Here is a 14532-nt window from a genome sequence, read left to right as displayed (position 1 = left end):
TTTTTATGTATCCTCTTCGTTAATGAAAGTTTATTTTTTCATTCGTTTAACTAAAACCATCTTTTATGCATTTCACTTAAAAACATTTCTGTAATTTTAAATCCAGAATTTTCTCCTATAATAGAGTCAATCCCGCAATGCGGACAAACTGCTGTGTTATCATCATCCCACCACTCTGTAATTTTTTCTGGATGAAAAATTTCTAAACAATAGAAACAACCACATATAACATCCTTTTCTAAGTGCTTTCTATTACGAGAACAAAAACGATGCGCTTCCTCAAAATATTTTTGCATCAGTATCCCCCTATTCCTGATTTTCTTCTTTGCTTTACTTACATTCTCCTCAATAAAATTGCAATTCTTCCTTAAAGAAAAACACAAAAAAACCTTGATCCACGCCACGCAGAACCAAGGTTTATCTTATTATCATTGATTAAATTCAAAAACTATGTTAAATTAGTACAGAAACACGTTTTCTAAAACGAAAGGAACGTATTTATCCGTATATTAATTGTACACCAAAACACATCTTCAGTCAACCTCTATTTTTCACTTTTAAAGGAGTGCTTACCGTATGAACAAAAAACTTGATTTAGAGCAAAAAAGATTGGATACCGTAATCGAGACAATTACGGAGCAAATTGATAAACTGGAGAACGAAACTGGCAGACGCCGGGCAGAAGTAATCAATATTCGTAAACACTTTTGGGATGATGTGAAAGTGAACACGGATACTTTTGATGATTATCTTGAAACAGTTATCAACTTAAGACAACAAGCTCAGTCACTAGCTGTCACACAAATTACTCATAAGCACACCTTTAATCGACTTGCCGCACTAAAACGCATGCATAAAGCACCTTATTTTGGACGAATTGATTTCAAAGAAGAAGGAGAATCTGCTGCGGATCAAATTTATATCGGTGTTGCTACACTTACTGATGCTAGCGGAGAAAACTTTCTTATATATGACTGGCGCGCACCCATTTCGAGTGTATACTACGATTATCCACCAGGACCGGCTGAATACAGTACACCAGAAGGCGTAATTCACGGCAATGTGGAGAAAAAATTACAATACATTATTCAAAATGGCGAGATTGATTCTATGTTCGATACGAGCCTTACAATTGGCGATGAAATCTTGCAACAAGCGCTCGGAAAAGGTACGAACAAACATATGCAAAGTATCGTCGCTACAATTCAGCGTGAACAAAATGAAATTATTCGTCACGATGAAGGCCGACTCCTTATCGTGCAAGGAGCTGCTGGTAGTGGTAAAACGTCAGCTGCCCTGCAGCGAATCGCCTACTTACTATATAAATATCGCGAATGGCTAAAAGCGGATCAAATTATTCTCTTCTCCCCTAACTCTATGTTCAATAGCTACGTTTCTAACGTACTACCTGAACTCGGTGAAGAAAATATGCAGCAAGTGACATTCCAAGAATATTTAAATCATAGACTGAGTAAGTCATTTGACGTTGAAGACCCTTATGAGCAATTAGAATATATGCTAACTGAAACAAATAGCCCTACCTATAAAACGAGAAATGCGAGCATCCGATTTAAAGCATCCACTCAATTTTTCGAGATGATTAGAGCGTACAGACAATCTCTTGAATCTTCAGGTATGCTATTTAGAGGAATGAAATTTAGAGGAAAACTGATTGCCTCAGCTAAAGAAATTACAGAGCAATTTTATAATACTGACTCCTCCCTCCGCTTCCATAGTCGAATTGAGAAGTTAACGGATTGGCTAAATAAGCAAATAGATGCACTTGAAAAAGCAGAACTGAAAAAACCTTGGGTAGAAGAGGAAATTGAATTACTTAGTAAAGATGAATACCAAAAAGCTTATAAATATTTACAGAAAAAAGGCGAGTTTGACGACAACTCCTTTCAAGACTTTGAGAAAGAAACAAGAGTACTTGGGCGTATGATTGTCCGTAAAAAAATGAAGCCGCTTCGTAAAGGCGTTCAAACATTGCGTTTCATCAATTTCACAGGCATATATAAACAGCTCTTCACAGATGCATCATGGGTTCCTGGGGAAAAACCGAAAGAGTGGGATGACATTTGCTCATTAACAGTAAACATGCTTGATGAAGGAAAGCTATATTACGAGGATGCGACTCCATTTTTACTTTTAAAAGAATTAATTGAAGGCTTCCAAACGAACAGATCGATTAAACACGTACTCGTAGATGAAGCGCAAGATTACTCTCCGTTCCAGTTCGAGTTTTTAAAACGTCTCTTCCCTGCTGCAAGAATGACGGTACTCGGAGACTTTAACCAAGCGATATTTGCCCATGCGAGTGAAACGGTGAATTTCGATACACTTACGAATTTATACGGGCCAGACGAAACAAACGGCATTAACTTAACTCGTAGCTATCGCTCAACAAAACCGATTATTGAATTTACACGTGCTCTCGTACCGGAAGGGAAGAACATTCACGCCTTTGAACGTGACGGCGCGAAACCTACAGTGACGAAAGTAGCTAATCACAACGAACTACACGAACATATTACTGCTAAAGTTGCTGAATTACAAAAACAACAGCACAATACGATCGCAATTATATGTAAATCTGCGGCTGAAAGCGCCGCTGCTTACGAAGCACTTAATCATATCGAGAATATTAAACTCGTGAAGAGTAACTCAACCGAGTATGAGCAAGGCGTCGTCGTGATCCCTGCTTATTTAGCGAAGGGTATTGAATTTGATGCTGTTATTATTTACGATGCTTCTAAAGATGTGTACAGCGATGAGAGCGTTCGTAGATTGTTCTACACTGCTTGTACGCGCGCAATGCACGAATTACAACTTTATAGCGTTGGCGAAGTTAGTCCTTTTATACTTGGGGCTGATTCGGATAGTTTTGAGCTTATAACGAAAACACCTTGATAATCATCAAGGTGTTTTTCTCATTCTAAAAGGAATATCTTTACGTCGATATACACTTAATGGAAGGTGTTTTTTGATAGTTTATTTATGATAGGAGTATTTTTGTTTATTGCAAAAATCGTTGTATGGATGCTAAATAAGTTTGCTGGAGCAAGTATTACAATTGTAGCAGATGCGCCATATGTAATGAATCTTTTGCCCCTTGTATTCATGATTATAGGTGGTATAGGTTCCGATAAGTTGAAGAAAATATATAAATAGAGGAAAGATTTGAAAGAAATCCCCAACACTGGCTGTTCTTTTCACTTAAATTGTGTACTATAAAGGATAGGATGACATAAAGAAGGGGACATTTAGAATGGAATTTCATGAACAGAAGATTTTGCCGGCAGTGAGGCAAATTAAAGATTTGGAAAAGCTATTACATAGTTCGTATGAATATATCGTTATTTTAGATATTCATGTCGGTCAATTGAAGAGTGTTATATCACTTGCGAAGCAATATTGTAAAAAGGTGTTTTTACATGTGGATTTAATTCATGGTTTGCAGAGTGATGGGCATGCGACGGAATATTTATGTCAGGAGTTTAGACCGTACGGGTTACTTTCAACAAAAGCGAGCGTTATTATGAAGGCGAAGCAAAAAGGTGTTGTGGCAATACAACGCATCTTTTTAATCGATTCGAGTGCGATGGAGAAGAGCTGCAATCTTTTAGATAAGACGAAACCGGATTATATTGAGGTACTTCCTGGAGCATTAACGGATGTTATCGCTGAAGTGAAAGAGCGTACTGGTGTACCGATTTTAGCAGGTGGTTTTATTCGTACTGTAGAAGATGTGGAAAGAGCATTAAATGCTGGTGCGACAGCAATTACGACATCAAAACGTGAACTATGGAAACATTACCAAAAAAAGTGACGAAAATGTGAAAAAATTCTGTTGACACCGCTTACATAAGAGGTTAACATTATAGACAAGTTAATAAACGTGACGGAGAAAAGTAGAGATCCACATTTCATTGTTTCTATATAAATTTATATAGAAGCGTGCAAGCTGTGGGTCTTTTTCTTTTGACAAAAACGAATGGCCATTCATTTTACCTCTATCACATTTGGAAGCGTTTAAATTGATTGTGGAGGGATACTATGTCAGCATTTTTAGGAGAGTTAATAGGGACTGCGTTGTTAATCGTACTTGGTGGCGGCGTTTGTGCTGGTGTAAGTTTAAAGAAATCGTTTGCGAAAGATTCAGGCTGGATTGTTATTACAATGGGCTGGGGCTTAGCAGTAGCGGTTGCAGCGTATGCGGTTGGATCAATTAGTGGGGCACATTTGAATCCAGCTTTAACGATAGGATTAGCATTTAAGGGAGCGTTCCCATGGAGTGACGTACCAGGTTATATCGTAGCACAAATGATTGGGGCAATTATTGGTGCAGTTATCGTATATTTACATTACTTACCACACTGGAAAGAAACAGAAGATCCAGGAACAAAGTTAGGTGTATTTGCAACAGGTCCAGCAATTCCGAACACATTTGCAAACCTTTTAAGTGAAATGATTGGAACATTCGTTTTAGTATTTGGTATATTAGCAATTGGTGCAAATAAATTTGCAGATGGATTAAATCCATTTATCGTAGGTTTCTTAATTGTAAGTATTGGTTTATCATTAGGTGGGACAACAGGATACGCAATTAACCCAGCGCGTGATTTAGGTCCGCGTATCGCACACTTCTTCCTTCCGATTGCAGGAAAAGGCGGTTCAAACTGGAAGTATGCATGGATTCCAGTAGTTGGTCCAATTTTAGGTGGATCACTTGCAGGTTTATTCCATCAAGTTGTATTTGAAGGAAAACAAAATTCAGCACTTATTTATGTGATTATCGCAACTGTGATTGTACTAGCAATCTCTTATATGACAAGTAAAAAAAGCGGAAGCAATACAAATAGTAGAAAAGTAGCATAAGGGGGAAACCGATATGAAAAAATATATTCTTTCATTAGACCAAGGAACAACAAGCTCACGCGCAATTCTTTTCAATAAAAAAGGTGAAATTGTTCATTCAGCTCAAAAAGAGTTTACACAACATTTTCCAAAGCCAGGCTGGGTAGAGCATAATGCACAAGAAATTTGGGGATCTATTTTAGCAGTTATCGCAACTTGCTTAAGCGAAGCGGATGTAAAACCAGAACAAATCGCTGGTATCGGTATTACGAACCAACGTGAAACAACGGTTGTATGGGATAAAACAACTAGTAAACCAATTTACAACGCAATCGTATGGCAATCTCGCCAAACAGCTGAAATTTGTGATGAGTTAAAAGAAAAAGGTTATAGCGAAATGGTTCGCGAAAAAACAGGTCTTTTAATTGATGCATACTTCTCTGGTACGAAAGTAAAATGGATTTTAGATAACGTTGAAGGTGCAAGAGAAAAAGCAGAAAACGGCGATCTATTATTCGGAACAATTGATTCGTGGCTTGTATGGAAACTATCTGGTGGTAAAGCACACGTAACAGATTACTCAAACGCATCACGTACGTTAATGTTTAACATTCACGACTTACAGTGGGATGATGAGCTTCTAGAAATGTTAACAGTACCAAAGAGCATGCTTCCAGAAGTGCGTCCATCATCTGAAATTTACGGAGAAACAATTGATTATCACTTCTTCGGCCAAAATGTACCGATTGCAGGTGTAGCTGGTGACCAACAAGCAGCATTATTTGGACAAGCTTGTTTCGGTGAAGGTATGGCGAAAAATACTTACGGAACTGGTTGTTTCATGTTAATGAACACTGGTGAAAAAGCAGTAGCTTCTGAGCACGGTCTATTAACAACAATTGCATGGGGAATAGATGGTAAAGTAAACTACGCATTAGAAGGAAGTATTTTCGTAGCGGGTTCTGCAATTCAATGGTTACGTGACGGAATGCGCATGTTTAAAGATGCAAGTGAGAGTGAAGTGTATGCGAGTCGCGTTGAATCAACTGACGGTGTATACGTTGTACCAGCATTCGTTGGACTAGGAACACCTTATTGGGATAGTGAAGTACGCGGCGCTATGTTTGGTGTAACGCGCGGTACGACGAAAGAGCATTTCATTCGTGCAACGCTAGAATCTTTAGCTTACCAAACGAAAGACGTATTATGCGCAATGGAAGCAGATTCAGGTATTGAGCTGAAAACATTACGCGTTGATGGCGGAGCAGTTAAAAATAACTTCTTAATGAAGTTCCAAAGTGATATTTTAGATGTTCCTGTAGAGCGTCCAGTAATCAACGAAACAACGGCTCTAGGTGCAGCATACTTAGCTGGTCTTGCGGTTGGATATTGGAAAAACCAAGATGAAATTAAAGAACAGTGGCATATGGACAAACGCTTTGAACCAACGATGGAAGCGAAAACAAGCGAAGAGCTATATGCTGGATGGAAAAAAGCAATTGAAGCAACAAAAGCTTTCAAATAATCATAAACAGTGTTATAATGGTGACAAGTTAATAATTCGGTAGGAGATTTGGAGAGACCACAACGCGCTATAGAGGCGAAATCTATAGCGGAGTTTGTGGTCTCTTTTTTCGTTATCAAAGGGAGGAATTACCATGAAATTTTCAAGTAAACAACGTAAAGACGTATTAAACGGAGTAAATAAACAAGAGTTAGATGTGATCGTAATTGGTGGAGGTATTACTGGTTCTGGTATTGCATTAGATGGAGCAACACGCGGGTTATCAACAATTGTGTTTGAAATGCAGGACTTTGCAGCAGGTACATCAAGTCGTTCAACGAAGCTTGTACACGGTGGTCTACGTTATTTAAAACAACTTGAAGTGAAAATGGTAGCAGAGGTGGGGAAAGAGCGTGCGATCGTATATGAGAACGGTCCCCATGTAACAACACCAGAGTGGATGTTACTTCCGTTCCATACAGGCGGTACGTTCGGATCATTTAGTACATCAATTGGTCTTCGTGTATACGACTTCTTAGCAGGTGTAAAACGAAGCGAGCGCAGAAAGATGTTTAACCGTGAAGAAACGCTAAACAAAGAGCCTCTTGTAAAAAAAGAAGGATTAAAAGGCGGCGGTTACTACGTAGAATATCGTACAGACGATGCGCGTCTTACAATTGAAGTAATGAAAGAAGCAATTGAGCATGGTGCGAAAGCTGTTAACTACGCAAAAGTAGACAGTTTCTTATATAAAGATGGAAAAGTATGCGGTGTACGTGTAATGGATTTACTAGACGGTGAAGTGTACGAAGTTTACGGTAAGAAAATTGTAAACGCAGCTGGCCCTTGGGTAGATACACTTCGTGAAAAAGATAACTCGAAAAAAGGAAAAGTACTTCAGTTATCAAAAGGTGTTCACTTAGTAATTGATCAAAAACGTTTCCCATTAGGTCAAGCGATTTACTTCGATACACCAGATAAACGTATGGTGTTCGCGATTCCACGCGGCGGAAAAACATATGTAGGTACAACAGATACGTTCTATGATAAAGACGCAGCTGTACCACAAATGACAACAGAAGATCGCACGTATATTATTAATGCGATTAACTACATGTTCCCAAGCGTGAAAATTACAGAGAAAGACATCGAATCAAGCTGGGCTGGTGTACGTCCGTTAATTTACGAAGAAGGTAAGAGTGCATCTGAAATTTCTCGTAAAGACGAAATTTGGACTTCTGAATCTGGTTTAATTACAATCGCAGGTGGTAAATTAACTGGATACCGCAAAATGGCTGAAATGGTAGTAGACTACGTAACGAACTTACTACAAAAAGAAGGTCATAGCGCATATCCGAAGAGCGACACGAAACATATGCCAATCTCTGGTGGACATGTAGATGGTTCACACGGATTCCCAGCATTCGTTGCGAAAAAAGCTGGCGAAGGTACGAAATATGGTTTAACAACAGCACAAGCAGAAGAATTCGCGAAATTCTACGGCTCTAACGTTGACGTACTATTTGATTTAGCGAAAAAACATAAAGACGAAGCGAAAGAATACAACATGCCACTAGATGTTCTAATCCCGCTTGTATACGCAATGGATTACGAAATGACAGCAAAACCAGTTGACTTCTTCGTACGCCGTAGAGGCGCTGTATTCTTCAATATCCACTGGGTATACGAGTGGAAAGAAGCAGTAATCAACTACATGGCTGCGAAACTAGGCTGGAGCAAAGAAGAACAAATGAAATATACAGCTGAACTAGAAAAAGCATTAACAGACGCTGTAATTCCTGTAGATCAACAAGAACAGGCAGCTGCGTTAGCATAAAATAGAGAACCACCTGAAGGGGAGCCTTTAGGTGGTTTTTTTGGGGGTTATTTTTCTAACTATGTTGTATAACGACATATGTTGTTATACTATGTATATAAGGTGGTGGTATTGTTGGACAAAGAAATCTTGAAGGGAAGTATAGATATTTTATTACTTTCTATCATTGCAAAACGTGATACATACGGATACGAAATAGCTCAAAGTTTAAAGGATGCAAGTGAAGATTTGTATAGTATGGGACAGGGAACTTTGTATCCTGCTTTAAAGAGATTAGAGAAAAAGGAGTTTCTTGAATCTTATTGGAATGAATCTGAGAATGGGATGAAAAGGAAATTCTATACTATTACAGATAAAGGGAAAAAAGAATTGCAGAAGAAAGTGCGCTATTTGTTCAATATGTTCAAACAACCGATAAAATTGATTCGCCTCTTCAATTAATTGAGTATCCTCACATCTAAATCCCAATCGAAGAAAAAAAGAATGCTCCTTCATGATTCTAGACCAAAAACGAATTTCATTTAATGAACGTTCAACAAACATTACAGACGTAACACCTGTATCAGGATGTAATGAAGTTTCATCCCTATGCATTGTTAATCCCCCCAGTAAAATCCCCGCTAGTTCCATTCTTATGAAGAAAAATATATATAAATGCCATCAATAAAAGTTTATGATGACTCTCTTATACATGTAAAATTAAACTAATATAACCTTAGCTTGATGAACATATACTGCTCCCCCAGAAGAAAAAAAGCTACCACCTAGCCAAAAATCTCTACTAAGTGGTAACCTTTCAAAATTTCTATTAAAGCAATACAGAATCCTTATCACTATCCTGATTACGTTTCTCACGTTCTTCTTCTAAACGCTTCATATATACTTCGCCTTCTTTTTCAATAAACTCATTATCCATATCTTGCTCTTTTTTCGAAGTATATAAAACCATGTAGCCACTTAGTACAATCCCAACAATTACAAGATAAACCCACCATGGTAAAGTTTCCAAATCACTTCATTCCTTTCCTTAGACAAGCCTTATTAGTTTCACTTTATGAGGAAAGAAGTGGATTTATGCTTAAAATTTTTATTGTGGATGCTTCGCGAAAAATGCTTGTACATATTCCATAAACTCAGTTGGTTCCTGACGAAACGGTGCGTGGTATCCTTTTTCAATAATATGAAACGTACTATTCGCAAATAGCCCATGATACAGTTCACCATTTTTCCAAGAAACACTTTTATCATGTCGTCCCCATATAATTAAAGTCGGCACCTTAATTTTATCAGCTTCCATCGCAATGCGGCGCTCTCTCATTTTCGTAAGCTGATCATAATGCTCTTTATCCTCACGACTATTTTTCACTTCATTTTTATTATACTTCGCAATCTCAGTTACAGTTTGTAAGTCCGTCGATAGCGGTGGTACTTCATAACTTTCTTTTTGCTGGAAAGACTCTATCCCTGTAGAATCCGCCAAGATGAGATGCGTCACTGCATCCGGATATAAATACGCTAAATTAAGGGACATCTCTCCGCCCATTGAATGGCCGAGCACCGCAAACTGATCGTATCCGAGCTTCTTCATTAACTTATAATATAAATTCACTTGCGCAGGAAACGAATACTGAAAATCAACTGGCTTAGAAGAACGCCCAAACCCTAAAATATCAACCGCAATAATCGTATGGTCTCGCACTAGTTCCGGATAAATATCACTAAACCCATCAGAAGAACCACCAAACCCATGCAACATGAGTAACGGGGGTTTTCCCTCACCAATTTGCTTAAAATAAATCGTCTGCCCGTCAATTTGCGCCATACTCTCTTTCGTATTCAGCTTCATCATAACAGTATCTTTCACTTCGCCAACCTTCGCAATCGGCTTCTCAACGAAGTTACAAACAATTAACAAAACGAGCACAATACCGCTAATCATATAAAACTTAAACCTTTTCAAAGTTCCCGTCTCCTTTCTCTTGTTGCTATTTAAAGTTTTTACATTTTTTAGTTATTTTATGTTCTCTTTTTAATTGTAACTGATTCAGTTACAATAATACTAAAAAAATATAACTCATTTCTATTACTAATGGTTATTCCGTAACTATTATAGTTACGTATTTAAAGTAAGTCAATTCTTTTCTCTACATGGCCTAATAACAAAGAAAAGGACCTCGTTGTGAGATCCCTTTCTTTGTTATTATTTAATTTAAAAATGATCAGCGTGTGAGTCTTGTTTGCTAATACCGCCACCGTCACCTCTATTATCTGCTGGTGCTCCTCCTGTCTCTCCTATATTTAAGGCTTGATTTGTAAATGAACTATTAGCTCCAATTGATAACACACCTACTAACGCAATCCCTAACATTCCAAAGTGAATCTTTTTCATTATTTTAGCGCTCCTTTTTTTAACAATTTTTTTTGAGCTTTATGACTCATGTAAAAATAATGACTAGCTTTATCGTGATTCTCTTCCTTATAAAACCTTAAGGCCAACATTTCAGCGTATTCCTGTATACACTCCCATAGCTCTTCTTTTTCAAAATAAGTAATACCTTCTAAAACTACTTGCTCTAAACTTAATGTAGGTGATTTTTCATTCACGCTTTTCAAAATCATAAAACGATATTGAAACTCTTCCTTATTTAATTCTTTACAAATATCCAAACCTTTTTCAACCAGATCTGCTGCCAATTGATATTGCCCTAATTTATAACATTCACGCGCTTCAACAAATAGCGCTTTAAAAAATTTCGGCTGTTTTTTGTAACTTCGGATGCATGGCGAACTGCAAGTTCCGATAAATCTTGACTAGCATACAAAAAGGCTAAATTATGACGCACCATTAAAATATATTTTTCATAATTTACCTTTTGGAAAATATCCATAGCAGCATTAAAGCTTTCTTCCGCGAGTTCGTAATTTTTCAAATCTACACAACACAGACCAAAAGCATTTTCACATAGCGCTATATTTATTTCGCAACCTATATGTTTTTTAAACTCTTCTTTCGCTTTTCTCAAATAATCAATTGCATTGACTTGTTGATATGTCTGATAGTAAAAATTACCTATACGATAATCAAATTCTGCATTTTCTAAAGAGTGCGAAACATATTTCATTAGTTCATTTGCTTTTTCATAATTTTCCTTTGCATCGCCATATCTAGACATTGAAGTGCAATATATCCCTTTAAAGAAATGATAATAATATGCTAAAAACCCTTCAGTTGGAATTTCAAAAGATTCTATTCTCTCAAAACTATTTTCTTTTATATTCAACCAATCCGTCAGCATTTTATATCTAAAATCTAATAAAGTAAAATACAAAGATAACTCCTGATCCACATCCAACCCACTAATCTTACTTTCAATCTCCTCTTTCATTTCTGTGGCCTTCTCTATGTTTTGCTGCAACATTACACGATACCAATCATCTAAAGAATGTTTCATTTGCTCCCGCGTTACTACATCTGCTCCCATACACTCGCATCCCCTTTTCTCCAAAATTACAAAATTAGGATTTTTATACAATTATCAAAATTGTATATTACCACTCCTTTTCTATGTATTGAAAAATAATTATCAGAAAATTAAATATTTCAATTAATTATACCAAAGTTTTCCTTTTTAATAACTTGAGAAACAATTGTCAGAAAACTTACTAGAATAAATAAAAAAGCAAGCAGTTCCAGCACTCCGCTAAAACTACTTGCTCTATTTTTACTCTTTAATAAATTCCTTCGTGCTTCTTACTGTATCAATTGGACGAACTAATTTTTCAATTTCTTCACGTTTTGGCTCTAGGAATGGAGGTAAAGATAATTTTTCGCCAAGTGTTTCGTATGGCTCATCTCCCATAAATCCTGGGCCATCTGTTGCAAATTCAAATAAAATTTGTGGTGCAACTCTTGCATATAATGATTCAAAGAAATGACGGTCTACATAACCAGATGAAGGAAGTCCAACGCTACTGATTCTCTCAATCCATTCTTCTAATACAGCGCGATCTTCTACGCGGAATGCAGCATGGTGAACCGTACCAAAACCTTGTCGTGCTTCTGGAAGAACCGTATTATGTTCTACAATGACAGATGCACCGTTTCCACCTTCGTTCACTTCAAATAAATAGAATTCTCCTTCTTGCGCAACCTCTTTAAATAATAAAACTTTTTCTAACACTTCTTTGAAGAAACTAAAGTTTGCAATACGGATGAATACAGGCCCTAAACCAGTAATTGCATATTCTAATGGAACTGGTCCGTTTTGCCATGGTGTACCTGATTCGATTCCTTTATCAAGTTCATCTGAGATTAATTGATAGTGTTGATCATCAAAGTCAACGAAAGAAAGAGTTTTCTTACCAAATTGCTCTTTAATTCCTGTATGTTCTACTTCAAGACGGTCAAAACGTTTCACCCAATACTCTAATGCTGCATCGGTCGGAACGCGAAATGAAGTTTTTGAAATTTCATTCGTACCGTGTACTCCTTTTGGAATACCTGGGAAGTCAAAGAATGTCATATCTGTTCCTGCACTACCTTTATCATCTGCAAAGAATAAATGATACGTTTGAATGTCATCTTGGTTTACTGTTTTTTTAACTAAACGCATTCCTAAAACATGAGTGAAAAACTCATAGTTTTTTTCTGCACTACTTGTAATCGCTGTAACGTGGTGAATTCCTTTTAATTGGTTCATTTTATATTCCTCCAATGGGTTTCATTTATATGTTAAAGTTATATATTTTCTTCTATTACTTCTCTTCAATCGGTGCTAAATTCGCTTCAATTTCTGCACGCTGACCTTCTAAGAATGGTGGTAAATCAAGTTTTTCTCCTAAATGTTCCACATCTCCATCAACTGTAAATCCTGGTCCATCTGTCGCAATTTCAAATAGGATTCCGTTTGATTCGCGGAAATATAAGCTTTTAAAATAGAAACGGTCGATGATTCCTGAAGAATGGAAGCCTCTTTGTTTCACCTGTTCTTCCCAATAAGCAAGCTCTGCATCGTTTTTCACGCGAATTGCTAAATGGTGAATGCTCCCTCGGCCCGGCTTTTCAGTAGGACCATCTAAATATTTCACAACGATTTCTCCAAAAACCTCTCCTTTAATGGACTGGAAAATTGCTTCTTGATCATTTCGGCTAACCTCTGTATAACCAAACATGTCTGTAAGTGTACTCGCCATTTTATCAAGTCTACGAACTGTCATTTCCACAGAACCCATTCCTTGAATTTGATGCTTTGCAGGAACTTCTGATTTCTCCCAAGTTTCCCAGTGCTCTACTTTTTCTCCGTTTGAAACGAGTAGTACTAAGCGAAGACCTTCAGCATCCTCAAATTGCAAAGCAGGACGATTTGCATATGTTGTTATTTCACTATGTTTCACATCAAATTTCTCAAATCGTTCTTTCCAGTAATGTAAGCTTTCCTCTGAAGGAACGAGTAATCCAATTCGAGTAATCGCATTCGTACCGCGATATGTTCTTCCTACTAATGGAATTTCAAAAAATGATAATTCCGTGCCTGGACTTCCTGTTTTATCTCCATAAAATAAGTGGTACATTGACGGATCATCTTGGTTTACTGTCATTTTCACACGACGTAAGCCAAGCACGTTTTTATAAAATTGATTATTTTCATTTGCATTTTTCGTAACCATTGAAATGTGATGATGCCCTTTAATTTCATACATTGGTTATTCCTCCGTTTCGTTTTACTAGTCAAGTGATGGTTAAAAAATAATATACTTTTAAGCTTTTCAATTTATTCTCATTATGTTTTTGTAAATTCATCTTAGTTTTTACTGTATAAGTTACTTTGTTTTTTAATCGAAAACAACTGAGTGTATGTTTTTCATATGACTCAATCGCTTTCGTTACTATCACTTTACACCTCAAGTGATTAAAAAGCAAGTGATTTATCTCAAATTCGAGATATTTTTTGTATCATATTATTTACTTCCTATAAAAACAGCCTCACTAAGCATATTAAAACTTAATGAGGCCACTTTATTCACACTTTTAATTATGGAACGACGGCTTATAGAACGAACGATTTTAATCTAGTTCCAGATAATAAACGATAAAAAGATTAAAACGTTTAAACAGCAAGCTTTACGTTTCGTTCACATTTTTTCTTTATTGATAAAAACCGTTAGAAAAAGAAAAATTTGTGGGCGAAATGTGGGCAAAAATAATAAATACGACAAAAGAGCACAGCGTGTATATACAGTGCTACCAACACTGTATATACCGTCCACCTGATTAGGCCAGGTAAACACTTGCTATACTCTCATGACATATTGTACATCATGTAGGGTTTCT

The 14532-nt window shown here is 36.9% G+C and carries 12 protein-coding genes and 3 pseudogenes; 7 read left to right on the top strand and 8 right to left on the bottom strand.

The genetic code is table 11. The annotated features are described in order from the left end of the window. Window positions 1-50: 50 nt before the first annotated feature. Window positions 51-296: a hypothetical protein gene (locus tag AC3WVZ_RS03730; protein WP_001174905.1), complete on the bottom strand. Its 246-nt coding sequence runs from the start codon at window positions 294-296 to the stop codon at window positions 51-53. A gap of 280 nt (window positions 297-576) precedes the next feature. Here AC3WVZ_RS03730 and helD point away from each other — a divergent pair, with 280 nt between their 5' ends. The 7 genes and pseudogenes from helD (at window position 577) to AC3WVZ_RS03695 (ending at window position 8642) form a co-directional block, all read left to right on the top strand. Next, window positions 577-2913, top strand: a complete 2337-nt coding sequence (gene helD / locus AC3WVZ_RS03725; protein ID WP_167316577.1) for an RNA polymerase recycling motor HelD — start codon at window positions 577-579, stop codon at window positions 2911-2913. Window positions 2914-2973: 60 nt separating this feature from the next. Continuing rightward, window positions 2974-3174, top strand: a pseudogene (locus AC3WVZ_RS03720) (helix-turn-helix domain-containing protein); the annotation flags it as partial. A 97-nt stretch (window positions 3175-3271) separates the two neighbouring features. Further along, on the top strand, window positions 3272-3832 hold the full coding sequence (gene glpP / locus AC3WVZ_RS03715; RefSeq protein WP_000394285.1) for a glycerol uptake operon antiterminator GlpP: 561 nt from the start codon (window positions 3272-3274) through the stop codon (window positions 3830-3832). Window positions 3833-4059: 227 nt separating this feature from the next. Continuing rightward, window positions 4060-4881 (top strand): glycerol uptake facilitator protein GlpF, encoded by an 822-nt coding sequence (gene glpF / locus AC3WVZ_RS03710; RefSeq protein ID WP_001272200.1) that lies wholly within the window; start codon window positions 4060-4062, stop codon window positions 4879-4881. A 13-nt stretch (window positions 4882-4894) separates the two neighbouring features. Further along, on the top strand, window positions 4895-6385 hold the full coding sequence (gene glpK, locus AC3WVZ_RS03705; RefSeq protein WP_000760011.1) for a glycerol kinase GlpK: 1491 nt from the start codon (window positions 4895-4897) through the stop codon (window positions 6383-6385). Between the two features lie 133 nt (window positions 6386-6518). Then, a complete protein-coding gene (gene glpD, locus AC3WVZ_RS03700; RefSeq protein ID WP_098772207.1) occupies window positions 6519-8201 on the top strand; it encodes an aerobic glycerol-3-phosphate dehydrogenase in 1683 nt (560 codons plus the stop codon). A gap of 114 nt (window positions 8202-8315) precedes the next feature. After that, the gene (locus AC3WVZ_RS03695) at window positions 8316-8642 is read left to right on the top strand and encodes a PadR family transcriptional regulator (RefSeq protein ID WP_233936041.1); all 327 of its coding nucleotides are present in this window, start codon (window positions 8316-8318) and stop codon (window positions 8640-8642) included. Here AC3WVZ_RS03695 and AC3WVZ_RS03690 read toward each other — a convergent pair. The 7 genes and pseudogenes from AC3WVZ_RS03690 to AC3WVZ_RS03660 all read right to left on the bottom strand — a co-directional run. After that, window positions 8583-8795, bottom strand: a pseudogene (locus AC3WVZ_RS03690) (DUF2935 domain-containing protein); the annotation flags it as partial. The gene AC3WVZ_RS03695 and the pseudogene AC3WVZ_RS03690 sit on opposite strands and share 60 nt — an antisense overlap. 214 nt (window positions 8796-9009) lie before the next feature. Next, the gene (locus AC3WVZ_RS03685) at window positions 9010-9210 is read right to left on the bottom strand and encodes a sporulation YhaL family protein (RefSeq protein WP_000449223.1); all 201 of its coding nucleotides are present in this window, start codon (window positions 9208-9210) and stop codon (window positions 9010-9012) included. 78 nt (window positions 9211-9288) lie between these two features. Continuing rightward, window positions 9289-10161, bottom strand: a complete 873-nt coding sequence (locus AC3WVZ_RS03680; protein WP_144640219.1) for an alpha/beta fold hydrolase — start codon at window positions 10159-10161, stop codon at window positions 9289-9291. A 249-nt stretch (window positions 10162-10410) separates the two neighbouring features. Beyond that, complete coding sequence (locus AC3WVZ_RS03675; RefSeq protein ID WP_233936040.1) at window positions 10411-10590, bottom strand: Phr family secreted Rap phosphatase inhibitor; 180 nt, start codon at window positions 10588-10590, stop codon at window positions 10411-10413. Continuing rightward, a pseudogene (locus AC3WVZ_RS03670) lies at window positions 10590-11683 on the bottom strand (response regulator aspartate phosphatase). Before AC3WVZ_RS03670 ends, AC3WVZ_RS03675 begins: the two are co-directional and overlap by 1 nt. Before the next feature lie 240 nt (window positions 11684-11923). Then, on the bottom strand, window positions 11924-12901 hold the full coding sequence (locus AC3WVZ_RS03665) for a ring-cleaving dioxygenase (RefSeq protein ID WP_001072550.1): 978 nt from the start codon (window positions 12899-12901) through the stop codon (window positions 11924-11926). Between the two features lie 55 nt (window positions 12902-12956). Further along, window positions 12957-13901 (bottom strand): ring-cleaving dioxygenase, encoded by a 945-nt coding sequence (locus tag AC3WVZ_RS03660; RefSeq protein WP_063220311.1) that lies wholly within the window; start codon window positions 13899-13901, stop codon window positions 12957-12959. Window positions 13902-14532 lie beyond the last annotated feature (631 nt).

The sequence above is a fragment of the Bacillus sp. CPT56D-587-MTF genome, from assembly GCF_058792335.1.
Note: the sequence above shows the minus strand (reverse complement) of the source record. Positions and strands in the feature narration are given on the sequence as shown.

Excerpts from the sequence above, each read along its gene's own strand:
- AC3WVZ_RS03730 (WP_001174905.1), bottom strand. The coding sequence starts at position 296 with ATGCAAAAATATTTTGAGGAAGCGCATCGTTTTTGTTCTCGTAATAGA.
- helD (WP_167316577.1), top strand. The coding sequence starts at position 577 with ATGAACAAAAAACTTGATTTAGAGCAAAAAAGATTGGATACCGTAATC.
- glpP (WP_000394285.1), top strand. The coding sequence starts at position 3,272 with ATGGAATTTCATGAACAGAAGATTTTGCCGGCAGTGAGGCAAATTAAA.
- glpF (WP_001272200.1), top strand. The coding sequence starts at position 4,060 with ATGTCAGCATTTTTAGGAGAGTTAATAGGGACTGCGTTGTTAATCGTA.
- glpK (WP_000760011.1), top strand. The coding sequence starts at position 4,895 with ATGAAAAAATATATTCTTTCATTAGACCAAGGAACAACAAGCTCACGC.
- glpD (WP_098772207.1), top strand. The coding sequence starts at position 6,519 with ATGAAATTTTCAAGTAAACAACGTAAAGACGTATTAAACGGAGTAAAT.
- AC3WVZ_RS03675 (WP_233936040.1), bottom strand. The coding sequence starts at position 10,590 with ATGAAAAAGATTCACTTTGGAATGTTAGGGATTGCGTTAGTAGGTGTG.
- AC3WVZ_RS03665 (WP_001072550.1), bottom strand. The coding sequence starts at position 12,901 with ATGAACCAATTAAAAGGAATTCACCACGTTACAGCGATTACAAGTAGT.
- AC3WVZ_RS03660 (WP_063220311.1), bottom strand. The coding sequence starts at position 13,901 with ATGTATGAAATTAAAGGGCATCATCACATTTCAATGGTTACGAAAAAT.